Here is a 24908-nt window from a genome sequence, read left to right as displayed (position 1 = left end):
TGCCCGCATCGACGCGCCGCGATGAGTACCGTTGGGGGCATGGCTGAACTGCCTTTCGGCTTCTCCCCCGGGGACGATCCTGAGCGCGACAAGAGCAAGAAGGACCCCGGCTCGGGCTCGGGTTCCAACGGCGGCCCCGGCGATCCGTTCGGCGGCGCGTTCCCCGGCGGCCAGTTCGACATGTCTCAGCTCGGGCAGATTTTCTCCCAGCTCGGCGAGATGTTCAGCGGCACCGCGAAGTCCGGCGGCGGCCCGGTGAACTACGACCTCGCGCGGCAGCTCGCGTCGAACTCGATCGGCTTCGTCGCCCCCGTCTCCGAACAGACCACCTCGGCGCTGAGCGACGCGGTGCGGCTCGCCGAGACGTGGCTCGACGGCGTCACGCCGCTGCCGGCCGGCACCACCCGGACGGTGGCCTGGACACCGACCGACTGGATCGACAACACGATGCCGACGTGGAAACGGCTGTGCGATCCCGTCGCCCAGCAGCTCTCGACGGTGTGGGCGCAGGCTCTGCCCGAAGAAGCCCAGGCGATGGCCGGCCCACTGATGGCGATGATGTCGCAGATGAGCGGCATGGCCTTCGGCTCCCAGCTGGGCCAGGCGCTGGGCACGCTGTCGAAAGAGGTGCTGACCTCCACCGACATCGGCCTCCCGCTCGGCCCCTCCGGTGTCGCGGCGCTGATGCCCGAGGCCATCGAGGCACTGGCCGCCGGACTCGAGCAACCGCGGAGCGAGGTCGTCACGTTCCTGGCCGCGCGGGAAGCCGCCCACCACCGGCTGTTCAGCCATGTCCCCTGGCTCTCGACGCAGCTGCTCAACGCCGTCGAGGCGTTCGCCAAGGGCACCAAGATCGACATGAGCGGCATCGAAGAGTTCGCCCGCGACTTCAACCCGGCATCGCTGACCGACCCGTCGCAGATGGAACAACTGCTCAACCAAGGCATCTTCGAACCCAAGGCCACACCGGAGCAGACCGCCGCGCTGGAACGGCTCGAGACATTGCTCGCCCTGATCGAGGGGTGGGTGCAGACCGTGGTGTCCAACGCCCTGGGTGATCGCATCCCTGGCACGGTCGCGCTGTCGGAGATGTTGCGACGGCGCCGGGCCAGCGGCGGGCCGGCCGAGCAGACGTTCGCGACGCTCGTCGGCCTCGAGCTGCGGCCCCGCAAGATGCGGGAGGCGGCCGCGCTGTGGGAGAAGCTGACCGACGCCGTCGGGGCCGACGCCCGCGACGGCGTGTGGGCCCACCCCGATCTGCTCCCCGACTCCGCCGATCTCGACGAGCCGGCGGCCTTCATCGACCGCGTGATCGGCGGGGACACCAGCGACCTCGACAGCGCGATCGAAGCCGCACTCACCGAGGGCGACGCCGCCAACGAGGACCGTGGCGACGGAGCTCAGGACCCGCCGCGCGACGCCTGAGGGCTGTGGATAACTCGGCTCGGCGCATGACGGGCGTGTCAGTGTCGTCGCATGACGCGCTACGCCCTGGACTCCGCCACCCCAGTGCTGTCCCGCCCCGACGGCACCGTGCAGGTCGGCTGGGACCCCCGGCGCGCCGTCGTCGTACACCCACCGCCCGGCCTGGCCACCGGTGTCCTCGCTGAGCTGCTGCGAGCACTGCAAGCCGCCGCGACCCTGCCCGAACTGCAGGTACTGGCCGCTGGCCGCGGCGCCGACGCCGCCGTGGTCACCGACCTGATCACCCACCTCGTCGACTCCGGCGTCCTGACCGCCGCACCACCGCCACCCAGCCGCTCGGCGTCGGTCCGCGTCCACGGTGACGGACCGCTGACGGACCTGATCGCCTCCACGCTCGCCGGCTCCGGCGTCCGCGTCAGCTCCAGCAGCAGGGCCCACGCGTCGGCCGCCGGCGCCGACCTCGCCGTGCTCACCGACTACCTGGTCGCCGACCCCCGGGTAGCGCGCGAGCTGCACGACGCCGGTGTCCCCCACCTCGCGGTGCGCGTCCGCGACGGCACCGGCCTCATCGGCCCTCTCGTCATCCCCGGCGCAACCAGCTGCCTGCGATGCGCTGACCTGCACCGCAGCGACAAAGATCCCGCCTGGGCGGCCGTCGCCACCCAGCTGACCCGCACCGTCGGCACCGCCGACCGCGCCACCGTGCTGGCTACCGCGGGGCTGGCGTTGCGCGAGATCGCCCACATCCTGCGCCTCGTCCACACCGACGGCGGACCCGCCGCTCCGCCCCCGGCGACCGTCGACACCACGCTCGAATTCGACCTGAACACCGGCACCGTCACCGCGCGCCGATGGTCCCAGCACCCCGACTGCCCGTGCTGAGCGGCATTATCCGGTTGGAAGTTCAGCTGGGTCGTGGATGATGGACTGGTGAGCGACATCAAGCGGGGCCGCGCCGCGCGCAACGCCAAGCTGGCCTCGTTGCCGGTGGGCATGGCCGGGCGTGCAGCGCTGGGCTTCGGCAAACGGCTGACCGGCAAGTCCAGGGACGAAGTGAACGCCGAGCTGATGGACAAGGCCGCCCAGCAATTGTTCACGGTGCTGGGCGAACTCAAGGGCGGCGCGATGAAAGTCGGCCAGGCCCTGTCGGTGATGGAAGCCGCCATCCCCGAGCAGTACGGCAAGCCCTACCGCGAGGCGCTGACCAAGCTGCAGCGCGAGGCTCCGCCGCTGCCCGCAGCAAAGGTGCACCGGGTCCTCGACCAGCAGCTGGGCACCAAGTGGCGGGACCGCTTCCAGTCGTTCGACGACAAGTCGGTGGCCTCGGCCAGCATCGGCCAGGTACACAAGGCTGTCTGGGGTGACGGGCGCGACGTCGCGGTCAAGATCCAGTACCCGGGCGCCGACGAGGCGCTGCGCGCCGACCTGAAAACCATGCAGCGGATGGTGGGCGTCCTCAAACAGCTCAGCCCCGGCGCCGATGTCCAGGGCGTCGTCGACGAGCTGATCGAACGCACCGAGATGGAGTTGGACTACCGGCTCGAAGCCGATAACCAGCGTGCCTTCGCCAAGGCCTACGCCGGCGATCCGCACTTCGTCGTGCCCAACGTGGTGGCCAGCGCCCCCAAAGTCGTGATCCAGGAATGGATCGAGGGCATCCCGCTGTCACAGATCATCCGCGAGGGCACCCAAGAGCAGCGGGATCTGATGGCCACCAGGCTCTTCGAGTTCTCCAACGACGCACCGACGCGGCTCGAGATGGTGCACGGCGACGCCCACCCCGGCAACTTCATGCTCATGCCCGACGAGAAGATGGGCGTCATCGACTTCGGCGCGGTCGCCCCGATGCCGGGCGGCTGGCCGGTGGAGCTGGGCCAGATCATGCGCTACGCGCTGGACAAGAACTACGAGAAACTGCTGCCCACGATGGAGAAGGCCGGCTTCATCCAAAAGGGACAGCAGGTGTCCACCCGCGAGATCGACGACATGCTCAAGCAGTACGTCGAACCGCTGGAGGTTCCCGAGTTCCACTACACCCGAAAGTGGTTGCAGCGCATGACAACTCTGGAACTCGACAAGGCAGCGGGCCAGATCAGGGCCGCCCGCCAGATGGACATCCCACCGAAGCTGGCCATCCCGATGCGCGTCATCGCCTCCATCGTGGCGATCTCCTGCCAGCTCGACGCCCACGTGCCGACCCGCGCCATCGCCGAACGTACGGTGCCCGGCTTCGCCGACCCCGACGCGGTGTAGCGCCGGGGTCAGGCGATCACGCCGCCACGGGATCCTTGGCGTCCTTGCGCGGACGGCCCCGCGGCCGTTTGCGGGCGATGACCGTGCCGCGGTCGAAGATCTCGCCGCCCCACACGCCCCACGGCTCTTGCCGTTCCAGCGCCGCAGTCAGGCACTCCCGCCGGAATGGGCAGTCTCCGCACAGCGCCTTGGCGCGTTCGAGATCGCGCGGGTCCTCGGCGAACCACAGGTCGGGGTCCTCGACATGACACGGCACCGCCAGCTTCGATCTCTCACATGTCAGGGAAGACATGTCCGGTCCTTTCGCTTCCTGGTCGTTTTCGTCTTGTCTTGTGCTCTGTCGGGGATCGGTGACCAGGTCTGTCAAAAGACGAAGGCCACGGATCCGGTGTCGGGTCCGTGGCCTTGGGGAGGCGGTCGAGGCTCTGTCTAGGAGGAGCCCCTCACGGACGCGGCAGCCGTGCCGGCGGCGGCGCGGCGCTTGCGCGCGGCGGCAGCGGTGGCGGCGACAGCAGCGGGTGCGGAATGCACCTCGGCAATGGCGCGCGGGAACCACGGGGTGCCGGCTACGGCATAGAACATGTGATTGCTGATCATGATGACGGCACCCTCCTTTCGCACGCGGAACGTTCGTGTGTTGCTCTGAGGCTAGACGGTAGCAGGAAATACTTTCAACACATTTTTGACCAGCGCTTTTGGCGCGATCTTTACGTTTTCTGGCGCTCTTTGACCAACGCGAGCACGTCAGCGCCGTACTGCTCCAGCTTGCGGGCGCCGATTCCGGGGATCGCGACGAGCGCGGCGTCGTCGGTGGGGAGCGTCTCGGCGATCGCGATCAGCGTGTTGTCGGTGAACACCACGAACGCCGGCACGCTCATCTCTTTCGAGATACGTAGGCGCCAGTCCTTGAGCTGCGCGAGCAACTGCTCGTCGATGTCGGACGGGCAGGATTCGCAGCGGCGGAGCATGATCGCGGCCGAGGCGGTCAGCGGGGTGTTGCACACCCGGCAGCGCGGCGCGGGGCCACGAGGTTTGCGCGGCCTGCTGGGGCCGTCCTCACGCTGCGACTGCGGGGCGATGCCGTTGAGGAAGCGTGACGGTTTACGCCCCTGCCGCCCGCCGGGCGTGCGCGCCAACGCCCAACTCAGCGCCAAATGCACACGGGCCCTGGTGATTCCGACGTAGAAGAGACGACGCTCCTCCTCGACCTGTTCACTGTCGGGACCGTGGGACAGCGCGTGGGAGATCGGCAGGGTGCCGTCGGCCAGGCCGACGAGGAACACCGCATCCCACTCCAAGCCTTTGGCGGCGTGCAGCGAGGCGAGCGTGACGCCCTGCACCACCGGTGGATGGCGCGAGTCGGCGCGCTGCCGCAGCTCGGTCAGCAGCGTGCGCAGGTCGAGCTGCGGACGCTGCGCCACCTCGTCGTCGACGAGATCGGCCAAGGCGGACAACGCTTCCCAGCGATCACGCGCGCGGGTGCCGGCCGGCGGTTCAGCTGTCAGGCCGAGCGGCTCGAGGGCGGCGCGGACGAGGTCGGGCAGTGGACCGTCGACGTCCCGCTCGCCGGCACGCTGCAACGCCACGAGCGCCTGGCGGACCTCCTGGCGACTGAAGAAGCCCTCGCCACCGCGCACCTGGAACGGCACACCGGCCTCGGTGAGCGCCTCCTCGTAGACCTCCGACTGCGCGTTGATGCGGTACAGGACCGCGATCTCGGCTGGCGCGGTACCGGATTCGACGAGCCGCTTCACGCTGCGCGCGACCGCGGTGGCCTCGGCGACCTCGTCGGGATGCTCGGCGAAGGTCGGGTTCGGGCCAGGGGGGCGCTGTCCGACCAGATGCAGCCGGCTGCCCGCCATCCGGCCACGGGCCGCGGCGATGACCCGGTTGGCCAACGACACCACCTGCGGCGTGGACCTGTAGTCGCGCTCCAGCCGGACCACGGTGGCCTCCGGGAAGCGCCGCGAGAAATCCAGCAGATAGCGGGGCGAAGCGCCGGTGAACGAGTAGATGGTCTGGTTGGCATCGCCGACGACGGTCAGATCGTCGCGATTGCCGAGCCACGCGTCGAGCACCCGCTGCTGCAACGGCGTCACGTCCTGGTACTCGTCGACGACGAAGCAGCGGTAGCGATCGCGGAACTCTTGGGCCACCGCAGCGTCGTTCTCGATGGCGGCGGCCGTGTGTAGCAGCAGGTCGTCGAAGTCGAGAAGCATCAGGTCGTTGCCGCGGGCCTTGAGCGATTCGTAGCCGGCATAGGCGGCGGCGACTTTCGCTGCGTCGAACGGAATGTCGCGCCCGGACCTGGCGACCGTCGCCGCGTAGTCCTCGGGGCTGATCAACGACGCCTTCGCCCACTCGATCTCGCCCGCCAGGTCGCGCACATTGTCGGTGCCGGTGGGCAGCCCGGTGCGATTGGCGGCCTGGGCGACGACGGCGAACTTCGAGTCGAGCAACTGCCAGTCGGTGCTGCCGACGACGCGGGGCCAGAAATAGGCGAGCTGGCGGCGCGCGGCGGCGTGGAAGGTCTGCGCCTGCACGCCCCCGGTCCCGGTCCCGTCGTCGAGTGTGCGCAACCGGGCGCGCATCTCCCCCGCCGCGCGTTGGGTGAACGTCACCGCAAGCACCTGCCCGGGGGCGACATGCCCGGCCGTCACCAGATGCGCGATGCGCCGGGTGATCGTGCGGGTCTTGCCGGTGCCTGCGCCGGCGAGCACGCACACCGGGCCCCGTGGGGCGAGCACCGCCTCGCGCTGCTCCTCGTCGAGATCCTCGAGCAGCTGGTCGCGCGAAGCCGTCGGGGACATGGCGACCATCATGTCAGCGCGGCCCGACAAACGCGGGCTGCGGCGGGGCATGTTCGCCGGGTCGGCTACGTTGAAGTGCTTATGAGCGCTGACGACACTGCTGCGGTGACCATGTACACGACGTCGTGGTGTGGGTACTGCGTGCGCCTGAAGAAGGTGCTGAAGAACGAAGGCATCTCGTTCACCGAGGTCAACATCGAAGAGGACCCGGCCGCCGCGGAGTTCGTCGGATCGGTCAACAACGGTAACCACGTGGTGCCGACGCTGAAGTTCGCCGACGGCTCGACGCTGACCAACCCCAGTGGCGCGCAGGTCAAGGCGAAGCTCGCCGGCTGAGCCCTCGGGCCGGGGTCAGTCCAGGGCAGCCCAGGATTCGATGATCTCCCGGGCGATCGAGATGGAGCCCGGCAGCAGGAGCCGCGAACTGCTCTGCGAACTCCAGTCCCCCTGATCCAGCGCCTCGCGAATCTCGGCGCGGGTGAACCAGTCCGCTTCGGCGATCTCGCCGTCGTTGAACGCGAACGGCTGCTCGGGATCCGCCTGTGCGTGGAAGCCCACCATCAGCGAGCGCGGAAAGGGCCACGGCTGAGAGCCCAGATACTCGACGTTGATGACCGAGAGACCGACCTCCTCGGCGATCTCGCGGACCACACACGATTCGAACGATTCACCGGCCTCGACGAAGCCCGCGAGGATCGAGAACAGCCGCGGCGGCCACACGGTCTGGCGCGCCAGCACCGCGCGGTCGTGTCCGTCGTGCACGAGGCAGATCACCGCCGGGTCGATGCGCGGGAACTCCTCCTGACCGGTGATGGTGTTGACCCTCGACCAGCCCGCCTTCGTGGCTTTGGTGGGTGAGCCGTCGACCGGACTGAATCGGGCGCTGTCGTGCCAGTTGAGCAGCGCTGTTGCGGTCGCGGTCAGCTGAGCGCTCACGTCGTCGAACACGTCTCCGGTGCGGCGCAGGTCGAGCACATGGACGTCGGCGTCCGGGTCGTCGGGGGGTTGCAGTTCGGAGCGCACCGCCCACACGTGGCGGCCGTCGTCGAGCCGACCGAGGAACACGGCGTCCTCGGGCGGCGCGCCTGCGGCGTCGGTGGCGCGGTTCAGGACTGCCTTGCCGTCGGCGATCAACACCTGGTTGCGTCGATCCACGCGCAGTAGCAGTGCGTCGGCCCAGCCGGCGACGGCTGCGTCGACGTCGGTGCGCAGCGTGTCGGCGCGGTCGGCGCCCACCCGGGACAGCAGCGGGATGTTGCGCAGACGGAAGCTCGTCACCGGGTCCCCAACTCGACGTAATGGCGGAAACGTCTCGCACTTTCTCGCCCAAACGTCGGTTTGGGCGTATGTGGGGTGCGGGTCATCGTTCGGCGTCCGCGGAACGGATGTAGAGCAGTCGATCGCCGAGTTCGAGCGCGTCGACCTTCGGGTCGTCCACGCGGATCAGCGTGCCACCCCGCACCACACCGAGCACGATGTCGGACTGGTGCCGCGGCGAACCGCCCGCCTCCTTGGGCGTCACCTCCCGCTCGGCGATCGCGAACCCCTCGTCGGGGGTCAGCAGGTCCTCCATCACCTCGACGACACTCGGCGTCTGCACCGCGATGCCGAGCAACCGGCCCGCCGTCTCGGAGGTGACGACCGTGGAGTCGGCCCCGGACTGCTTGAGCAGATGCTGGTTCTCCGCTTCGCGGACCGCGGCGATGATCTTGGCGTTGGGCGCCAACTCGCGCGCAGTGAGGGTGACGAGGACCGCGGTGTCGTCGCGGTTGGTGGCCACGATGATCGACTTGGCGTGCTGCGCGCTGGCCAGCCGCAGCACCTCGGAATCGGTGGCGGAACCGCGAACCGTGACCAGCCCCGCGCTTTTGGCCCGTTCCAGCGCGGCGGGGTCTTCGTCCACGACGACGATGTCGGCGGGCGCGACCTCGTCGCCGACCATCGCCGCGGCGGCGGTGCGGCCCTTGGTGCCGTAGCCGACGATGATGATGTGGTTGCGCACTCTGCTCCTCCAGCGCTGGATTTGGTAGACCTGGCGCGACTGCGTGGTGAGCGTCTCGACGGTTGTGCCGATCAGCACGATCAGGAAGGCGACGCGCAGCGGGGTGATCACCAGGACGTTGATCAGACGCGCCGAGGGCGTCACAGGGGTGATGTCGCCGTAGCCGGTGGTCGACAGCGACACCGTGGCGTAGTAGACGCAGTCCAGGAAGGACAGCGGGTCATCGGGGTTGGGCGCGCTCTCGACATCGCGATAGCCGTGGCGGTCCAGGTAGACGATGAAGACCGCGGCGAAGAGCGCGGTGAGCGCGTAGATGACCCGGACAGTGATGCGCCGAGCCGGGCTGACCAGCGTGGTGGGGATCTGCACCCGGTCGGTCAGCGCATGCACCGGCTGATCGGCAAGCGATTGATCGAACCGACGGAGGCGTCGACGCAGCGAACCCTCAGCCACGGGGGCCAGTCACGGTGTGAGGCTGTCGCACCAGCACAATGTAATCATGACCTCCTCCCCCGCTGCAGTGCAGCAGCTCGCGTCGTCTTCACGCGGTACCAAAATGGGCATCTGGCTGATCGGAATGGGAATTCTGCACTTCGTGGTTCCCAAGCCGTTCGACTCGATCGTTCCCGAGGAACTGCCCGGCACGCAGCGGTTCTACACGTTGGCCTCCGGCGTGGCCGAGGTCGGTGTGGGCACCCTTCTGGTGACACCCGCGACCCGCCGTTTCGGCGCGCTCAGCGCCATCGCGTTGTTCATCGGCGTCCTGCCCGGGAATGTGAACATGTGTCGGTTGTGGTTCAAGGACCCCAGCAAGTCGCTGCCGATGCGGCTGATCTCGATCGCCCGGCTGCCGCTGCAGTGGCCGATGATCAGCCAGGCACTCAAGGTGTACCGAGAGAGCTGACGTCAGGCCGCGTCGGTGCCGGCCGGGTCACCAGGATCGGCGAGCAGCGCCGCGAGTTCGTCGGTATCCGGCCACGTCTGCGGCGTGACCGTCTGTCCTGACCGGACGTAGTGGAACGCCGCGCGCACCGAGGACAGCGGGCGGCCGTGCAGCCGAGCCCACGCCAGCCGATACACGGCAAGCTGAACAGCGTTGTGCTGCAGTTCTTCCTGCGTCGAGGGCGGCTCACCTGTTTTCCAATCGAGCACGGTGACCCCGCCGTCGTCGTCAGCGAACACCGCGTCGATGCGGCCACGCACGACCCGACCGCCGAGCATCATGTCGAACGGGACCTCGACGTCGATCGGCGTGCGCGCGGCCCATTCCGACACCGCGAATGCGGACTGCAGATCCTCGAGTTCGCCGCGATCGTGCCGGCCGGCATCCACCGCACCGGGCAGATCGTCGAGATCGAACAGCTTCTCGGCCTGGTAATAGCGTTGCACCCATTCGTGAAACACAGTGCCCAGCAACGCATGCGCCGCTGGCGGGCGGGGCAGGCGGCGGTGGAGGCGCCGCGCCGCGGCCTCGGGGTCACGACCCAAGTCGACCATCGCACTGACTGACACCTGTGCGGGCAGCGGAGGAATCACGGACTGCTCGGCTCGTTCCCGCTCGGCCAGCAGCGCGTCGACATCTGCGATCCAGCCGTGCGCGTCGTCGACGATCACCGGCTCCACCTGCCCCGCCATGGCTGCGTTCACCAGCGCGGCACCCTGATGCACGCCGGGACGCCGGCTCGACAGAGGGTCGTGAGGCCACAACGCCTCGATCACGCGGCCGCGCAGCGGATTGGGATCCCCATCGGCGGGCGCATCGGCCCAGACGGCGACCTCACCGCACGGTGTTCCCGCCGCCTCCGCCGCGTCGATCGCGTCTTTGAGTTCGGTGAGGAACGTCGACGGCCCGCGGGGCTTGGACTCGGTGGCACCCCAGTGATGGCCCGACACCAGAAGGGTGTGTTCGGAGCGGGTGAGCGCCACGTACAGCAGCCGCCGCTCTTCGTCAGCACGCCGTTGATCCAGGCTCCGCTTGTGATCGGAGATCGTGTCGGACAGCGACTTTCGATCGTTGACCCGCGATGTGTCGAGGACGGGGACGCCGAGCGCGGACACCGCGGCGCAATCCCCTCGCAACAGCGGGGGCAGGTCGGCGGCATCGGTGAGCCATGTCCGCGGTGACGCCGTCGACGGGAAGACCCGACCGGACAGATGCGGCACGGCCACGATCTGCCATTCGAGACCCTTGGCTGCATGCACCGTCAGGATCTGCACGCGGTCAGCAGCGACCGCGACCTCGGCAGGCGCCAGACCGTTCTCGACCTGTTCGGCCGCGTCGAGATAGGCGAGCAACCCCGAAACCGTTGCGCCGGAACGGGTGGCGAAGTCGGCGACGACGTCGGCGAACGCGTCGAGATGCTCGGTACCCGACCATCCCGCCGATACCGGCCGCGCAGCCCGTGCTTCGGCATCCACGCCGAGCATCCGACGGACCTCGGCGACGAGATCGGTCAGCGCCCCGTCGAGGTGGGCGCGCAGCGCCGCGAGTTCACGGCCCAGTTCGACGATGCGGGCGAAGCCATCGGCCGAATAGGCCGTCGCAGGCCCCGGGTCGCAGACAGCGTCAGCCAGGCACGCCGCATCCGCCTCGGGGCCGAGCTGGGCCAGGACCTGCTCGGCGCTGCCGCGCTCGGCCGCAGGCGCATCGTCGAGCGTGACCGCGCGACGCCAGAGAGCCACCAGATCGGCGGCACCGAGGCGCCACCGCGGGCCGGTGAGCACCCGCACCGCGGCGGCTCCCGCCATCGGATCGGCAGCCAACCGCAGCATCGCCACGACGTCGGCAACCTCGGGCACCGCCAGCAGCCCCGCCACCCCGACCACCTCCGCGGCGATGCCGTGGCGTGCCAGGGCATCGGCCATCGGCGCCGCGTCCGCGTTACGCCGCACCAACACTGCCGCCGTCGGTGCCACACCCGTCGCGCCGGTCGCGGCGCGGTAGGCGTCGGCGACCTGCCCGGCGACCCACTCCCGCTCGGCTTCGACGTCGGAGAGCAGCGCGCACCGCACGTCTCCCGCCACGGCGTCGGGGCGAGACAGCAGCGGGCGCACCGACACCGAGCGCTGCCGCGCTTCGGTGGACACCTCGTTGGCCAGGTGCAGCACCTCGGGAGGGTTGCGCCAACTCGTGCGCAACTCCAGCGTGGGAGCCGGCGTGCCGTCCCTGAAAGGAAAGTCGGTGGTGAACCGCGGCAGGTTGGTCGCCGATGCGCCGCGCCAGCCGTAGATCGACTGGATGGGATCGCCGACGGCGGTCAGCGCCAGACCGTCGTCGACACCGTTGCCGAACAACGACGTCAACGCCACGCGCTGCGCGTGTCCGGTGTCCTGGTATTCGTCGAGCAGCACGACGCGATAGCGCTGCCGCAACTGTTCACCGACCTGAGGGAACTGCGAGGCCAACCGGGCGGCCGCGCTCATCTGGGTGCCGAAATCGACCACACGCTCCTCGCGCATCCGCTGATGCAGCGCGTCGATCAGCGGCACCAGCGCGCTGCGCTCGGTCTGGGTGGCGAGCATCCGCAGCAACCACTGGCTCGGCCCGCGATCGCGTTGATAGGGGCCCGCAGGCAAGGTGTGCACCAACTGCTCGAGCTCGACGTGGGTGTCGCGCAGCGATGCCGTGTCCACCAGGTGTTCGGAGAGTTGACCTGCCAGGCGCAGCACCATCGCGGTGATCGACGCCGGCGACTTCTCGGTGTCCAGCGGCCCTGGATACTCGCAGACGACACGGAAAGCCAGCTGCCACAACTCCGTTTCTCCGAGCAGTCGAACGTCGGGTTCGACGGGGAGCAGCAGCCCGTGTTCGCGGAGCAGCGTGCCGGCGAAGGCATGGTAGGTGCTCACCGTGACGGGATCGTCGACGAGGCCAGCCGCGTCCGGCAACGCCAGCCCGGCACCGGCGAGGCGTGCGAGCCGCGTCCGCACGCGGCGGAGCAGCTGCCCGGCAGCCTTACGGGTGAAGGTGAGGCCCAGGACTTCGCCGGGAGTGGCGAACCCGTTGGCCACCAACCACACCACCCGTGCGGCCATCGTCTCGGTCTTCCCCGCCCCGGCGCCGGCGATCACGACCAGCGGGCCGGGCGGAGCGCAGATGACGGCGGCCTGCTCGTCGGTGGGCGCGAAAATGCCCAAGGCGTCGGCCAATTCGGCGGGACTGTAGCGCGGGTTCATCGATCCTCACTCGTGCTCTGGCGGGCCGGACACATCGCTGCCACCGGGCAGTGCGCACAGCCGTCGTTGACTCGGGCCACGAACTGCGGTCCCTGTGTCGCCGCAGCGGCCTCGCTCACCTGAGCGCGCCACTGCGCGTGACCTTCTGGTGTCAGCGCGTCCTGTTCCCGCTCGGTGGCGCTGCCGCCGCTGGTCTTACCGAGATAGACCAGCTTTCCGCCGCCGGGTTCGGCGGTGTCGGCCAGCAGGCCTTCGGCGACCGCCAACTGGTACATGGCCAGCTGCGCGTGAGCCTGGGCATCGTCCTTGGTGGCCGGGCTCTTACCGGTCTTGATGTCGACCACGACGAGCCGGCCCTCGCTGTCGCGTTCGAGGCGGTCCAGGCGGCCGCGGATGCGGACCGCGGGCTGATCGTCGGCGGCGGCCACCACCTCACCATCGACGCCGATCTCGGTGCCCACCTCGGTGAAGCGGTTGCGCGTATCGGCGCGCCAGCGGGTGAACGTGCTCAACATCTCCTGGTGGCGCTCGAACTCGTTGTCCGCGTGCCACTGCGCGTCGAACGGCAGCGCGGCCCAGATCCGGCGGAGCTCGCTGTGCAGATGGGTCTCGGAGACGGCGGGATCGGCCACCAGGGCATGCACCAGTGAACCCAACGCCGAGCGCACGTCCCGCGCCGAGCTGCCGCCGTGGCGTTCCAACAACCACCGCAGCGGACAGTCCAACAGCATCTGCACCGTCGACGGCGACAGCGTGACAGCCTCCCCAGCGCCATTCCAGAGCGCCGCCTCGGTCGACACCTGGCGAAGCCCGTACCAGGACTCCGGGGCCGCCCCGTGCACACCTGCCTCGGCGAGACGCGCCAATTGGGTTGCCGCACAGACCCGATGATCGTCAGCGACGTCCTGCGGCGATGCGCACACCACCGATCGCAGGCGCCCCACCACGGCGTTGGCGGCGAGTACCCGCGGGGCACGAACCGGGCCCTCCGACTCGGTGTGCTCCTCGGTGGCCACCGCAGCGAGCTCACCACAGAACGGCGACGGCAGCAGTGCCGCATCGCCGGTGTCGCTGTCGACGGCGGTGACGAGAAGCCGGCGGCGTGCGCGGCCCACCGCGGCGATGAGCAGCCGGCGTTCCTCGGCGAGCAGAGGTGCCCGCCCCGACAGCGTGCGATCGGCCGGATCGGCGACACCGTCGAGGACATCGACGAGCTGTTGCGTCGCGAGAATCCCGCCGCGCGCAGACACATTCGGCCACAGGCCTTCCTGGAGCCCGGCGATGACGACGACATCCCACTCGCGACCCAGCGCCGAGTGCGCACTGACCAGCGCCACCGCGTCGGTCGCCGGGCGATTGTCGGAGCGGGCCGGCGGCAACGTCAACCCGGCGACGTGATCCACGAGCCCGCGCAGGGACGCGCCGGCGGTGCGCTCGACGTACTGCTCGGCGACGTCGAACAGGGCGGTCATCGCATCCAGATCGCGCTCAGCCTGTTCACCCCCGGGACCGCCCCGTTCGGTCGCGGCCAACCAGCGCCGCTGCAGGCCGCTGCGATTCCACGCCTGCCACAACGTATGTCGCGGATCGTCGCTGCGCCGCGTGCTGTCGCGTGCGGCCTTGAGCACGGTCGCCACCCGTCGCAGCGCGCGGTCGAGCTCGCCGGGCACAGTACCTTCGGACCGGCCAGTACTGCTGGAGCCGTCCACGGCGGCGATCAGCAGCTCACCGAAGTCAGCTGCGGGGTCGGCGGCGCGTCGCCGCAATGCGCGCCGCAATTGACGCAGCGACACCGGGTCGACCCGGCCGATGGGTCCGGTGATCACAGCCAGTGCGCGCTCGGCTGTCAGTCCCTCGACCGTTGCCTCCAGGACCGTCATCAGCGCCCTGACCGCGGGCACCGCGATCAACGGTGCGTCGCTCTGCAGGCCGACCACCGGGACGCCGGCCGCAGTGAGCGCGCGGGACAGCGCGGGTCCCATTCTGGGCACGGAGCGCACGATCACCGCCATGTCGGACCACGGCACCCCGTCGACCAGATGGGCACGGCGCAACGCGTCGGCGATCACGGCGCATTCGGCGTGTGGGGTCGCAGCGATACGCACCGTCACCGCCCCTGCCTCATCCGTGCCCGTCAGCGCCCGAGTGCTGTCGCCGCCGGGCAGCCGGCGAGTAAGCGCATCGACCGCGCGAGCCACCGACGCTGAACACCGGTGCGACTGCGTCAGCGTGATCGCCGGACCGTCCCCACGCAGCAGCTCGGGATCGGCGCCCCGATAACCGAACACCGTCTGATTCGGGTCGCCGGCGATCACGCAGAGTTCCGCGCCGGCGGCCAAGACCTGCACCAGCCGCGCGGCCTGCGGGTCGAGGTGTTGCGCATCGTCGACGAGCAGCAGTTGCACGCGCGCTCGTTCGGCGGCCAGCAGGTCGGCGTCGGCTGCCAGCGCTTCGAGGGCGGCACCCACGAGCTCGGCAGCCCCCAGCGCAGGCACCGTGGCCTGCGGAGCAGCCATGCCGACCGCGGCGCGCAGCAGCATGATCTGCTCGTAGGCCTGCGCGAACCGGCCGGCCGCCTGCCATTCCGGGCGCTGTGCGCGCCGTCCGAGACGTTGCAGCGCAACCGGATCGACGCCGCGCTCGTTGCACCGGGCCATCAGATCCCGCAGTTCGGTGGCGAAACCGACCGTCGCCAGTGCGGGCCGCAGCCGCTCAGGCCAGCGCACCGGCGAGGCGTCGCCGTCTTCGAGGTCGCCGGCGAGCAACTCGCGGATGATGCCGTCCTGCTCGGCGCCGGTGATCAGCCGCGGTGGCGCACCTCCGGAGCGCTGCGCAGCCAGCCGGAGCACAGCGAACGCGTAGGAATGCACGGTGCGCACCAGCGGCTCACGAACGACGGTCTGGTCCCCCGCGGCCAGGACCTTCGCGGTGATCGTCGCGCGCGCCTGGGCACTCAACCGTGACGAGCCCGTGAGCAGCAGAACCGATTCCGCGTCCCGGCCGGCGGCGAGGTGTGCCGCCGCGGTCTCGACGAGCGCCGTCGACTTCCCGGTTCCGGGGCCTCCGAGCAACAGGACCGTGCCGCGCAACCCGGGACGCTTCAGTGCCTCAGGGGTCAACTCGGTGTGCGGCGCAGACATGGACGCACTACATCACGAGGGTCCGACAAACGACCCGAACTGGTGCGCCGACCGGCATCGATGGCAGCATCGTGGGGTGACCGACCTGTTGTGCACCTACCGATTCGGACCGGCCTCACGCGCCCGGGTTCTGGCGATCCACGGCCTCACCGGCCACGGCAAGCGGTGGGAGACGCTGTTCGACCGGCACCTTCCCGACGTACCGGCACTGGCGCCCGACCTCCTCGGCCACGGCCGCTCGTCGTGGGATGCACCGTGGTCGATCGAGGCCAACGTGAGTGCGCTGGCGGCACTTCTGGACCGCGAGGGCGGTGAACCGGTGGTGGTCGCGGGCCATTCGTTCGGCGGTGCGGTGGCACTGAATCTCGCTGCGGCACGGCCGGACCTGGTGTCTGCCCTGGTACTGCTCGATCCGGCGGTGGCGCTCGACGGCCGGTGGATGCGCGAGGTCGCCGACGACATGTACGCCTCGCCCGACTACACCGACCGCGCCGAGGCCCGCAACGAGAAGACGGGCGGCTCGTGGGGTGAGGTCGAGCAGGCCGAACTCGACCGCGAACTCGACGAGCACCTTGTGGATCTGCCGAACGGCCGGGTGGGCTGGCGGATCAGCATTCCCGCGATGCTCGCCTACTGGAGCGAGCTCACCCGGCCGGTGCCGATCCCGCGCGACGGAACACCCACGACGCTGGTGCGTGCCCTGCGTACCGACCCGCCGTACGCCAGCGACGAGCTGGTCGCCGCGCTCGACGCCGGATTGGGGCCGAATCTTACTGTACTGGAATGGGATTGCGACCACATGGTGCCGCTGGCCAAACCCGCGGAGACGGCCGCGCTGATCGAAGACCTGCTGCGCTGAGATGGCGGCGATCACCGACGCGCAGGTCGAGGCCGTCCGCGCACTCGTGGCCTCGGTGCCCGCCGGATCGGTGACCACCTACGGTGACATCGCCGCAGCCGCCGAGCTGTCCAGTCCGCGTATCGTGGCCTGGATCATGCGCACGGATTCGTCAGATCTGCCGTGGCACCGTGTGATTCGGGCGTCCGGGCGCCCCGCGCCCCATCTGACGACTCGCCAGCTCGCCCGATTGCGTGCCGAAGGGGTGCTGGCCGTCGACGGCCGCATCCCCCTGGCGCAGCATCGCCACACCTTCTGACTCAGCCGTTGAGAAAGCACGGCTGTGCCCGACGCGAATTCACGACCAGGAATTCTATTCCGCGGCAGAAGAGCCGATCACACCGCCAGGCGGACCAGGGACGCCGTCCGCGCCAGACCCGGGAACGCAGCCGCCGTCGACCGCGGATGCAACGCATGGACGGCGAGGCGGAACAGCAAGGCCCGCAACAACATCTGCGGCCACTCCGGCAGGGCTTCCCAGCGTTCGATCAGGGCGTCGTCGGCCTCTCCCCACGACAGCGCGTCGACCACCACGACGCCCGCGGCCCAGGCGGGCGGCCGCCAGTACGGCGTGATGTCGGTGATGCCGGGGGCTGCGGTGCCTGCGAAAAGCACTGTGCCGTAGAGATCCCCGTGCACCAGCTGGCTCGGGCTCTTCGTCGGCCTGCGCAGCGTGGCGAGTTGATTGATGAGGTCGATCGACTTCTGCCCGTCCGCCGTCCCCGGAGCCACCCGCGCACCCGGCGGCAGCGAATGCAGGGGACGCTCTTCCCACGCGGCACGATCGGCGGCGATGAAGACGTCCACGTCCGCCCACGGCGCCACCGGCGGCTGCGTCAGGAACCGCGGCCGCTCCAACGTCGCGGTGGCTTCGTGTAGCCGGACCGCGGCCGAGACCACCTCGTCGTGGCGGGGTTCCGGTGTGCCCGCGACATAGGTGTCGGCGCGCCAGCCGGCGACGACGTAGCGTCCGTCGGTGGACCGCACCGGCCGCGCGAGCCGGATGCCGTCGACGAACAACGTCTCCCGTACCTTCGCCGACCAGGCGGCGCGGGCATGATCGGCCACCATCGAGAGCACGACCTCACCGCAGCGCCAGCCGCCCTCCCAGCTGGACCCGAGCGGCACCGGCTGCACTCCGGACAGCCCGAAGGCCGTGAGGACATGCTCGGGTGGTCGCTCGAAGGTCACCGCATCAGCGTAATTGCCGCGACCGCCAACCCCGCGTTAGTACATCACCATGTCGGGTTCGAGTTGCTTACCCCACGCCACGATTCCGCCCTGGACGTGCATCGCATCGGAGAATCCGGCCTTCTTGACGATGGCCAGCACCTCCGCGGAGCGCACCCCGGTCTTGCAGTAGAAGACCGGCGTGCGATCGACGGTCAGCTTCGACAGCGCCTCGCCGGATTCGAAGGCGCCCTTGGGGATCAACTGCGCACCGTCGATATGGTTGATGTCCCACTCGACGGGTTCGCGAACGTCGATCAGCGCCAACGGCTTCCCCGAGTCGAGCAGCTCGGCCAGTTCGCGCGGGGTGATCGTCGACTCCGCGGCAGCCTCGGCGGCGGCTTCGGAGACCACACCGCAGAACTCCTCGTAGTCGATCAGCTCGGTGATCTTCGGCGTGGCCGGATCCTTGCGGATCTTGATCGTCCGGTAGGTCATGTCCAGCGCGTCGTAGACCATCAGCCGGCCGAGCAGTGGCTCGCCGATGCCGGTGATCAGCTTGATCGCTTCGGTGCCCATCACCGAAGCGATCGATGCGCACAGAATGCCCAGCACACCACCCTCGGCGCAGGACGGCACCATCCCCGGCGGCGGCGGCTCGGGATACAGGTCGCGGTAGTTCAGGCCCAGGCCGTCGGGAGCGTCCTCCCAGAAGACCGACACCTGGCCCTCGAAGCGGTAGATCGATCCCCAGACATACGGTTTCCCGGCGAGCACGGCGGCATCGTTGACCAGGTAACGGGTCGCGAAGTTGTCGGTGCCGTCGAGGATCAGGTCGTAGTCGCTGAAGATCTCGACGGCGTTCTCCGGCTCGAGGCGGACCTCGTGCAGGATCACCTCGACGAGCGGGTTCACCTCGAGGATCGAGTCCTTCGCGCTCTCGGCTTTGGAGCGTCCGATGTCGGACTGGCCGTGGATGATCTGGCGCTGCAGATTGGACTCATCGACGACGTCGAACTCGACGATGCCGATCGTGCCGGCACCGGCAGCGGCGAGGTAGAGCAGGGTCGGCGAGCCGAGGCCACCGGCGCCGATCACCAGCACGCGGGCGTTCTTCAGCCGCTTCTGACCGTCGAGGCCCAGGTCGGGGATGATCAGGTGACGGCTGTAGCGGGCGACCTCGTCGCGGGTCAGTTCAGCGGCTGGCTCGACCAGCGGTGGCAGCGGTGAGGACACCGGACTCTCCTTGGTTGACTTTCGACACCCATCTCAACAGGTATCAGGGTGCAACAGCAACGAGGCCCCGACGCTTCCCGGACGGCCCGGAGGACAGATCAGGCGATCGGATAGGGCCACGGGTTGAATCGGCACGTCTTCCCGTCGGGGGTGACCGTACCGGGGTCGAACCGCGCGGCATCGTTGTTGCTGGTCGAGAACGTCTGCTGCATCATCACCGGGGCCAGCTCGCCGCTGACCGCGCACTGCTCGTGTCGGGGATAGCCGATCGCGTGACCGACCTCGTGGTTGATGACGTACTGCCGGTAGGAGCCGATGTCTCCCTGGAACGGCACGGCGCCGCGCACCCAGCGCGCCTCGTTGATGAAGACGCGTGGCTGACCGTCATACGCCGGGTTGTAGCAGGATGCCTCGAGCTGGATGTCGTACCCGCAGCCTTCCCGCACCGTCATCGGAGACGTCAGCGATACCCGGAAATCCGGCTGCACGCCTGCGGTGTCGTCGACGCGGACGAATCCGAACTGTGGGTTGTGGGTCCAGCTCTTCGGATTGGCCAGCGTTTCGCTGACCATGCGGGCGAAGCCGTCGTCGCCGCCGAAGGTCGTGGTGTCGAGGCCGTCTTCGACCTCGACGGTGTAGGTGAACACCTTGCTGGTGCCCTCACCGACCTGCGGGGTGGTGCCGGGGACGACGTGCCAGGTGCGTGCGCCGGCCTCGGTGAAGGGGCCACCTTCGGGCAGGATGCCGGTCGGCAGGTTGGCGTCGAACTGCGTCAGCCCTTTGGGCGGGGCACCCACGATCGCGGTACTGGCGACACCGATCGTCGGCGGCCCCTGCACCGGCCCGTCGTCGTCGGCCACGGGCGGGGCGACGCTGGTCCCGGTGATGGTCTGGTAGATGACGACGGCCGTCAGAGCGATAAGCAGAGGCAGCGCATACGCGCGCCAGCCGTAGGTCGACACGAACCGTCCGAGCCATGTCTGCTTGCGCCAGCGCTGGTGCCCGTCGCGATTGGACCGGGCCCGCCCGGTCTCTTCGGCCAGCGGATCACGCTGCGCGCGCAACGGTTCGCGCCATTCGTCGCGGAGCACCGGAACGCGACCGTTCCCGCGATGCCCCGGGTCGTAGGTCACCGACACAGGATGACACAGGTTGCTTGATGGACGCCCTCGGCGCGCCTGCCGCCGGGCCGGAGTCCTCCCGTCTTAGAGCAGCTAACGGTAGTAATGTCAGGAGACCGAACTCACGACGGTCATCCGTCGGCAGTAGAACTCGAGGATCTGATGAGCGAAGTGGCCCGAACGGCGCAACGGCGCAGTGGGCAGCCGGCCAGCGGTACGGGGCCGTCCAGCTCCGGCACAGCCAGGCGTGGCAACCGCCTACCTCGCGACGAGCGCCGGGGGCAGCTTCTGATCGCGGCCAGCGAAGTCTTCGTCGACCGCGGATACCACGCGGCCGGCATGGACGAGATCGCGGAGCGGGCCGGCGTCAGCAAACCCGTTCTGTATCAACACTTCACGTCGAAGGTGGAGCTGTACCTGGCGGTCCTGCAGCGCCACGTCGACAATCTCGTCTCGGGCGTCCGCCAGGCGCTGCGCACCACGACCGACAACCGGCAGCGGGTGCGCGCCGCGGTGGCGGCGTTCTTCGACTTCATCGAGCACGACGGCCAGGGCTACCGGCTGATCTTCGAGAACGACTACGTCACCGAGCCGCAGGTGGCGGCCCAGGTGAAGGTGGCCACCGAGGCGTGCACCGATGCGGTGTTCGACCTCATCAGCCACGATTCCGGACTCGAGCCGCACCGCGCACGAATGATCGCCGTCGGCCTGGTGAGCATCAGCGTCGACTCGGCGCGCTACTGGCTCAACAACGACCGCCCGATCGACAAAGACGATGCGGTCGAAGGAACCGTCGCCTTCATCTGGGGCGGCCTGTCGCACGTCCCGCTGACGCGCTCCTGAGCACCTGCCGGCGTCAGCCGGCGGTCCGCGTCACCTCTGCACCCACGGCGCCCACGCCGAACCCGACGCGGCGCGCATCGGCAGCACCGATCTCGACGTACGCGATGCGCGCTGCCTGCACGAGGTAGCGTCGCCCCTTCTCGTCGGTGAGGGCCAGCACGCCCGAGCCCGCCTCCAGCGCGTCGGTGACCAGTTTCTCCACCTCGGCCGGTGTCTGCGCGCTGTTGATGATCAGCTCGCGCGGGCTGTCGGTGACACCGATCTTGACCTCCACAGTGGAACCCTTCTGTCGTCGAATCTCTCCCCAGGAGGCTAGTGGACAGCGCCCGCGGAGTGCGTGCCCGGGACCTACGCGGTCAGCGAACGCGCCTGCCAGCGGCCCGCCAGCAACCTCGCGCTGTGCAACGGCGCAGCGACCGAACTGAGTCCCGACCGTGACCGCCACAGCAGGCGCGTCAGCCCCACCCGTCACGCCAGTGTTCGTAGCATCGGCCCCGCACCGCCTCAAGCGACGACTGGGACAGCTGGATGAACAGGCCATACACCGCACAATCGCCGTACGCCCTGACGCCGACCGAACGCGTCAGCACTCCGCGTCGGCGCAGCCGCTACGACCGGGACCACGGCCGGTACGGCGACTCCGGCAGCGCCGAGTACCGCGCCGACCTGGACACCGACGTCTATCCCCGCGACGACGATCACTACTCGGGTGATATCGACGGGGACTACGACGAGGACTACGACGCCGATTACGAGGACTACCTCGACGAGGCCCGCGTCGACCGGCGCTGGATGTGGATCGCCGGCGTGGCCGGGGCCGTCCTGTTCATCGCCGTGATCATGGCGAGCATGATCCTCGGCGGCGGGGACAGCGGTTCGGTGTCGGCGACCATCGCCTCGGACGCCTCCCAGGACGCCACCACCACCTCGGCACCCGAGCCGTCGGCCACACCGCGCGCACCCGCACCTGCGCTGCCCTCGCAGCCGTCGCTGCCTGCCGAGACGGTCACCACGATCTCCCCGACACCCACCGCGCAGATGCCGGTCCCGGCGCCCGCCGCGCCGCTGCTGCCCGCGCCGCAGGCCGCTCCCCCGTCGCAGTCCGCAGTGCCGGGCACGGTCACCTATCGCATCACCGGAACCAAGGGGCTTCTCGACCTGGTCACCGTCATCTACACCGATGCCCAGGGCGCCCTGCAGACCGACGTGAACGTCGCATTGCCCTGGTCGAAGACGATCACGCTGGACCCCGGTGTGACGCTCAGCTCGGTGACCGGGACCAGCGTCACCGGTCAGCTGAACTGCGAGGTGCTGGACGCCAACGGCGCAGTGATCGCGGCGCAGAACGGCAACTCGATCATCACCAACTGCACCCGCTGAGTCAGGCCAGCCCCAGCTCCTGCATGCGGGTGCTGTGGGTCTGCTGCAGCCGGTCGAAGAACTCGGTGATCTGCGACAGTCCGCCGGCCGACATCACCAGGTCGACGAGTTCGTCGTGATCGGCCAGCACGTACTGGGCCTGAGTGATCGCCTCCCCGAGAAGCCGGCGCGACCACAGCGCCAGCCGGTGCCGCTGCCGGTCGCTGGCCGTCACCGCGGCGCGCACCTCGGCGACCACGAACTGCGAGTGCCCGGTCTCTGACAGCACGGACCTGACGACGTCGGCTACCGCGCCGGGCATCGCGTCGGCGATCTCGAGGTAGAAGTCGGCCGCCAGCGCGTCACCGACGTAGGTCTTGACCAACGCTTCGAGCCAGGTGCTGGGGGTGGTCAGGCGGTGATAGTTCTCCAGGGCGGACGCGTACCGCGTCATCGCCGGCACGACGTCGACACCGCGCTGCTCCAGCTCGTCGCGGAGCACCTCGTAGTGGCTCATCTCCGCCGCCGCCATGCTGGCCATGTTGATCCGACCCCGCAGGTTCGGCGCCATCCGAGCCTCCTCGGTCAGCCGATAAAACGCTGCGACCTCGCCGTATGCCAGTAGAGCGAACAGTTCGACGACGCCGGGATGGTCAGCCGGCAGCGCCGCGGACGCGGCACCCGGCTGCGCTGCGGGGGCAGATGCAGAGGCCGCCGGCGGCGTGGAAGTCATGGCTGCAACTGTAGACGGCAGCGGTGCATGTGACTGAGCACCGGCCGACCAGCTAGCATGGAGCCCGGTGTCGGCGGATCGGCCGACCGATCGATCCAGGTCAGGGCTGGCGTGTGACACGCCGCAGGCACCGTGACAATGTGCGTGCACAGTCTCGAGTTACCGCACGGCCCGCCCCAACAGAGCTGGGCCGCAGCGAAGTTCACTTCTCAACTCGTGCGCGCGTGGAAACGCATGAGATGACAAGTGAAAGGTCTCTCCCCTCTATGACACCCGTGACCCCGCATCCCACTCCGACGTTCGCCGAGCTGGGGGTGCGCGACGAGATCGTGCGCGCCCTCGCCGAGAACGGCATCGAACACGCCTTCGCGATCCAGGAGCTGACGCTGCCGCTGGCGCTGGCCGGCGACGACCTGATCGGCCAGGCCCGCACCGGTATGGGCAAGACGTTCGCCTTCGGCGTGCCGCTGCTGCACCGGATCACCACCGACACGCAGCGGCCGCTCACCGGCATCCCCCGCGCGCTGATCGTCGTTCCCACCCGCGAGCTGTGCATCCAGGTCTACGAAGACCTGGTCGGCGCATCGAAGTACCTGATGGCCGACGACACCCGCAAGTTGACCGTGACCGCGATCTACGGCGGCCGCCCGTACGAGCCGCAGATCGAAGCGTTGCAGAAGGGCGTCGACGTCGTCGTCGGCACCCCGGGCCGGCTGCTCGACCTCGCTCAGCAGGGTCACCTGCAGCTCGGCGGCCTCTCCACGCTGGTCCTCGACGAGGCCGACGAGATGCTCGACCTGGGCTTCCTGCCCGACATCGAGCGCATCCTCAAGCAGATCCCCGCCGAGCGGCAGGCCATGTTGTTCTCGGCGACCATGCCGGACCCGATCATCACGCTGGCCCGCACGTTCATGAACCAGCCGACGCACATCCGCGCCGAGGGCGTTCAGGGCTCGGCCACCCACGACACCACCGAGCAGTTCGCCTACCGGGCGCACGCGCTGGACAAGGTCGAGATGGTCAGCCGCATTCTGCAGGCCGACGGCCGCGGCGCGACGATGATCTTCACACGCACCAAGCGCACCGCCCAGAAAGTCGCCGACGAACTCGCCGAGCGCGGCTTCAAGGTCGGCGCCGTCCACGGTGACCTCGGGCAGGGCGCCCGCGAGAAGGCGCTCAAGTCGTTCCGCACCGGCGAGGTCGACGTGCTCGTCGCCACCGACGTCGCGGCGCGCGGCATCGACATCGACGACATCACCCACGTCATCAACTTCCAGATCCCCGAAGACGAGCAGGCGTACGTGCACCGCATCGGTCGGACCGGCCGTGCAGGCAAGACCGGCATCGCCGTGACGCTGGTCGACTGGGACGAGTTGCCCCGTTGGTCGATGATCGACAAGGCGCTCGGGTTGGAGACACCCGACCCCGCCGAGACGTACTCGAGCTCGCCGCACCTCTACGAAGAGCTGAACATCCCGACGGATGTCGGCGGCTCGATCGGCGGGCCCAGCCGCAGCACCGACAAGCCCACCCGTGAGCCCCGTGAGCGCACCGAACGTCCGGCCAGGAACCGCAGCCGCCGCCGCACCCGTGGCGGCGAGCCGGTCGGTTCGCACCCGGAGACGGGTGAGCAGCCCGCCGACGGCGAGGCGCAGCCGGCTGATTCCGGTGAGGCCACCCGGGCCCCGCGACGGCGTCGTCGGCGCCGGCCGAACAAGGCCGCGGCCGCCAACTAGCGCCGC

At 69.3% G+C, this 24908-nt stretch carries 22 protein-coding genes; 10 read left to right on the top strand and 12 right to left on the bottom strand.

The window, feature by feature from the left end:
- Positions 1-39: 39 nt before the first annotated feature.
- The 3 genes from ACZY1G_RS12355 to ACZY1G_RS12345 are packed head-to-tail and all read left to right on the top strand — an operon-like array spanning position 40 to position 3678.
- Positions 40-1425 carry a zinc-dependent metalloprotease gene (locus ACZY1G_RS12355; protein ID WP_463822522.1) on the top strand — a complete coding sequence of 462 codons (1386 nt, stop codon included), beginning with the start codon at positions 40-42 and terminating at the stop codon, positions 1423-1425.
- Positions 1426-1476: 51 nt separating this feature from the next.
- On the top strand, positions 1477-2307 hold the full coding sequence (locus tag ACZY1G_RS12350) for a TOMM precursor leader peptide-binding protein (protein ID WP_463814572.1): 831 nt from the start codon (positions 1477-1479) through the stop codon (positions 2305-2307).
- A gap of 33 nt (positions 2308-2340) precedes the next feature.
- Positions 2341-3678 (top strand): macrolide-binding ATPase MABP-1, encoded by a 1338-nt coding sequence (locus tag ACZY1G_RS12345; protein WP_463814571.1) that lies wholly within the window; start codon positions 2341-2343, stop codon positions 3676-3678.
- A gap of 16 nt (positions 3679-3694) precedes the next feature.
- On the opposite strand, the gene ACZY1G_RS12340 is transcribed toward ACZY1G_RS12345, so the two are convergent.
- The 3 genes from ACZY1G_RS12340 to ACZY1G_RS12330 all read right to left on the bottom strand — a co-directional run bounded on the left by ACZY1G_RS12340 (position 3695) and on the right by ACZY1G_RS12330 (position 6488).
- A complete protein-coding gene (locus ACZY1G_RS12340) occupies positions 3695-3970 on the bottom strand; it encodes a WhiB family transcriptional regulator (protein ID WP_463814570.1) in 276 nt (91 codons plus the stop codon).
- 137 nt (positions 3971-4107) lie between these two features.
- Positions 4108-4275, bottom strand: a complete 168-nt coding sequence (locus ACZY1G_RS12335) for a hypothetical protein (protein ID WP_463822521.1) — start codon at positions 4273-4275, stop codon at positions 4108-4110.
- A gap of 110 nt (positions 4276-4385) precedes the next feature.
- Positions 4386-6488, bottom strand: coding sequence for an ATP-dependent DNA helicase UvrD2 (locus ACZY1G_RS12330; RefSeq protein WP_463814568.1), 2103 nt, complete (start codon positions 6486-6488; stop codon positions 4386-4388).
- Positions 6489-6569: 81 nt separating this feature from the next.
- On the opposite strand from ACZY1G_RS12330, the gene mrx1 reads away from it, so the two are divergent.
- Positions 6570-6824 carry a mycoredoxin Mrx1 gene (gene mrx1 / locus ACZY1G_RS12325; protein WP_463814567.1) on the top strand — a complete coding sequence of 85 codons (255 nt, stop codon included), beginning with the start codon at positions 6570-6572 and terminating at the stop codon, positions 6822-6824.
- A 15-nt stretch (positions 6825-6839) separates the two neighbouring features.
- On the opposite strand, the gene nudC is transcribed toward mrx1, so the two are convergent.
- Both nudC and ACZY1G_RS12315 read right to left on the bottom strand, forming a co-directional pair.
- Complete coding sequence (gene nudC / locus ACZY1G_RS12320) at positions 6840-7766, bottom strand: NAD(+) diphosphatase (RefSeq protein WP_463822520.1); 927 nt, start codon at positions 7764-7766, stop codon at positions 6840-6842.
- 82 nt (positions 7767-7848) lie between these two features.
- The gene (locus ACZY1G_RS12315; protein WP_463814565.1) at positions 7849-8943 is read right to left on the bottom strand and encodes a potassium channel family protein; all 1095 of its coding nucleotides are present in this window, start codon (positions 8941-8943) and stop codon (positions 7849-7851) included.
- Positions 8944-8989: 46 nt separating this feature from the next.
- Here ACZY1G_RS12315 and ACZY1G_RS12310 point away from each other — a divergent pair, with 46 nt between their 5' ends.
- Positions 8990-9394, top strand: a complete 405-nt coding sequence (locus tag ACZY1G_RS12310; protein WP_463814564.1) for a DoxX family protein — start codon at positions 8990-8992, stop codon at positions 9392-9394.
- A gap of 2 nt (positions 9395-9396) precedes the next feature.
- On the opposite strand, the gene ACZY1G_RS12305 is transcribed toward ACZY1G_RS12310, so the two are convergent.
- Positions 9397-12666, bottom strand: coding sequence for an ATP-dependent helicase (locus ACZY1G_RS12305; protein ID WP_463814563.1), 3270 nt, complete (start codon positions 12664-12666; stop codon positions 9397-9399).
- Positions 12663-15806, bottom strand: a complete 3144-nt coding sequence (locus ACZY1G_RS12300) for an ATP-dependent helicase (protein WP_463822519.1) — start codon at positions 15804-15806, stop codon at positions 12663-12665. The genes ACZY1G_RS12305 and ACZY1G_RS12300 overlap by 4 nt, the downstream gene beginning before the upstream one ends.
- A gap of 76 nt (positions 15807-15882) precedes the next feature.
- Between ACZY1G_RS12300 and ACZY1G_RS12295 the strand changes: the two genes are divergently transcribed.
- Together ACZY1G_RS12295 and ACZY1G_RS12290 are read left to right on the top strand one after the other, a co-directional pair.
- The gene (locus ACZY1G_RS12295) at positions 15883-16665 is read left to right on the top strand and encodes an alpha/beta fold hydrolase (protein ID WP_463822518.1); all 783 of its coding nucleotides are present in this window, start codon (positions 15883-15885) and stop codon (positions 16663-16665) included.
- Position 16666: 1 nt separating this feature from the next.
- A complete protein-coding gene (locus ACZY1G_RS12290; RefSeq protein ID WP_463814559.1) occupies positions 16667-16963 on the top strand; it encodes an MGMT family protein in 297 nt (98 codons plus the stop codon).
- A gap of 77 nt (positions 16964-17040) precedes the next feature.
- On the opposite strand, the gene ACZY1G_RS12285 is transcribed toward ACZY1G_RS12290, so the two are convergent.
- The 3 genes from ACZY1G_RS12285 to ACZY1G_RS12275 form a co-directional block, all read right to left on the bottom strand.
- Positions 17041-17895 (bottom strand): TIGR02569 family protein, encoded by an 855-nt coding sequence (locus ACZY1G_RS12285; RefSeq protein WP_463814558.1) that lies wholly within the window; start codon positions 17893-17895, stop codon positions 17041-17043.
- Positions 17896-17931: 36 nt separating this feature from the next.
- On the bottom strand, positions 17932-19110 hold the full coding sequence (moeZ, locus tag ACZY1G_RS12280; protein WP_463822517.1) for an adenylyltransferase/sulfurtransferase MoeZ: 1179 nt from the start codon (positions 19108-19110) through the stop codon (positions 17932-17934).
- Positions 19111-19208: 98 nt separating this feature from the next.
- Positions 19209-20243 (bottom strand): DUF3152 domain-containing protein, encoded by a 1035-nt coding sequence (locus tag ACZY1G_RS12275; protein ID WP_463822516.1) that lies wholly within the window; start codon positions 20241-20243, stop codon positions 19209-19211.
- A gap of 150 nt (positions 20244-20393) precedes the next feature.
- Here ACZY1G_RS12275 and ACZY1G_RS12270 point away from each other — a divergent pair, with 150 nt between their 5' ends.
- Entirely contained in the window at positions 20394-21074 is a 681-nt protein-coding gene (locus tag ACZY1G_RS12270) for a TetR/AcrR family transcriptional regulator (RefSeq protein WP_463814556.1), read from the top strand.
- Between the two features lie 13 nt (positions 21075-21087).
- Here the strand turns inward: ACZY1G_RS12270 and ACZY1G_RS12265 are convergent, their stop codons facing one another.
- Entirely contained in the window at positions 21088-21348 is a 261-nt protein-coding gene (locus tag ACZY1G_RS12265; RefSeq protein ID WP_046366341.1) for a DUF3107 domain-containing protein, read from the bottom strand.
- A gap of 254 nt (positions 21349-21602) precedes the next feature.
- Between ACZY1G_RS12265 and ACZY1G_RS12260 the strand changes: the two genes are divergently transcribed.
- Entirely contained in the window at positions 21603-22454 is an 852-nt protein-coding gene (locus tag ACZY1G_RS12260; protein WP_463822515.1) for a hypothetical protein, read from the top strand.
- Position 22455: 1 nt separating this feature from the next.
- Here ACZY1G_RS12260 and ACZY1G_RS12255 read toward each other — a convergent pair whose 3' ends face one another.
- A complete protein-coding gene (locus ACZY1G_RS12255; protein ID WP_463814554.1) occupies positions 22456-23166 on the bottom strand; it encodes a ferritin-like fold-containing protein in 711 nt (236 codons plus the stop codon).
- Positions 23167-23432: 266 nt separating this feature from the next.
- Here ACZY1G_RS12255 and ACZY1G_RS12250 point away from each other — a divergent pair, with 266 nt between their 5' ends.
- Positions 23433-24902: a DEAD/DEAH box helicase gene (locus ACZY1G_RS12250; protein ID WP_463822514.1), complete on the top strand. Its 1470-nt coding sequence runs from the start codon at positions 23433-23435 to the stop codon at positions 24900-24902.
- Positions 24903-24908 lie beyond the last annotated feature (6 nt).

Source organism: Mycobacterium sp. IDUB_5 (genome assembly GCF_055419565.1).
This window is presented reverse-complemented; position numbering and strand designations above follow the sequence as displayed.

Bases quoted from the DNA above. Each gene is read 5' to 3' on its own strand.
- ACZY1G_RS12355 (WP_463822522.1), top strand. From the start codon at position 40: ATGGCTGAACTGCCTTTCGGCTTCTCCCCCGGGGACGATCCTGAGCGC.
- ACZY1G_RS12350 (WP_463814572.1), top strand. From the start codon at position 1,477: ATGACGCGCTACGCCCTGGACTCCGCCACCCCAGTGCTGTCCCGCCCC.
- ACZY1G_RS12340 (WP_463814570.1), bottom strand. From the start codon at position 3,970: ATGTCTTCCCTGACATGTGAGAGATCGAAGCTGGCGGTGCCGTGTCAT.
- ACZY1G_RS12335 (WP_463822521.1), bottom strand. From the start codon at position 4,275: ATGATCAGCAATCACATGTTCTATGCCGTAGCCGGCACCCCGTGGTTC.
- ACZY1G_RS12330 (WP_463814568.1), bottom strand. From the start codon at position 6,488: ATGTCCCCGACGGCTTCGCGCGACCAGCTGCTCGAGGATCTCGACGAG.
- mrx1 (WP_463814567.1), top strand. From the start codon at position 6,570: ATGAGCGCTGACGACACTGCTGCGGTGACCATGTACACGACGTCGTGG.
- ACZY1G_RS12310 (WP_463814564.1), top strand. From the start codon at position 8,990: ATGACCTCCTCCCCCGCTGCAGTGCAGCAGCTCGCGTCGTCTTCACGC.
- ACZY1G_RS12305 (WP_463814563.1), bottom strand. From the start codon at position 12,666: ATGAACCCGCGCTACAGTCCCGCCGAATTGGCCGACGCCTTGGGCATT.
- ACZY1G_RS12300 (WP_463822519.1), bottom strand. From the start codon at position 15,806: ATGTCTGCGCCGCACACCGAGTTGACCCCTGAGGCACTGAAGCGTCCC.
- ACZY1G_RS12290 (WP_463814559.1), top strand. From the start codon at position 16,667: ATGGCGGCGATCACCGACGCGCAGGTCGAGGCCGTCCGCGCACTCGTG.
- ACZY1G_RS12270 (WP_463814556.1), top strand. From the start codon at position 20,394: ATGAGCGAAGTGGCCCGAACGGCGCAACGGCGCAGTGGGCAGCCGGCC.
- ACZY1G_RS12260 (WP_463822515.1), top strand. From the start codon at position 21,603: ATGAACAGGCCATACACCGCACAATCGCCGTACGCCCTGACGCCGACC.
- ACZY1G_RS12255 (WP_463814554.1), bottom strand. From the start codon at position 23,166: ATGACTTCCACGCCGCCGGCGGCCTCTGCATCTGCCCCCGCAGCGCAG.
- ACZY1G_RS12250 (WP_463822514.1), top strand. From the start codon at position 23,433: ATGACACCCGTGACCCCGCATCCCACTCCGACGTTCGCCGAGCTGGGG.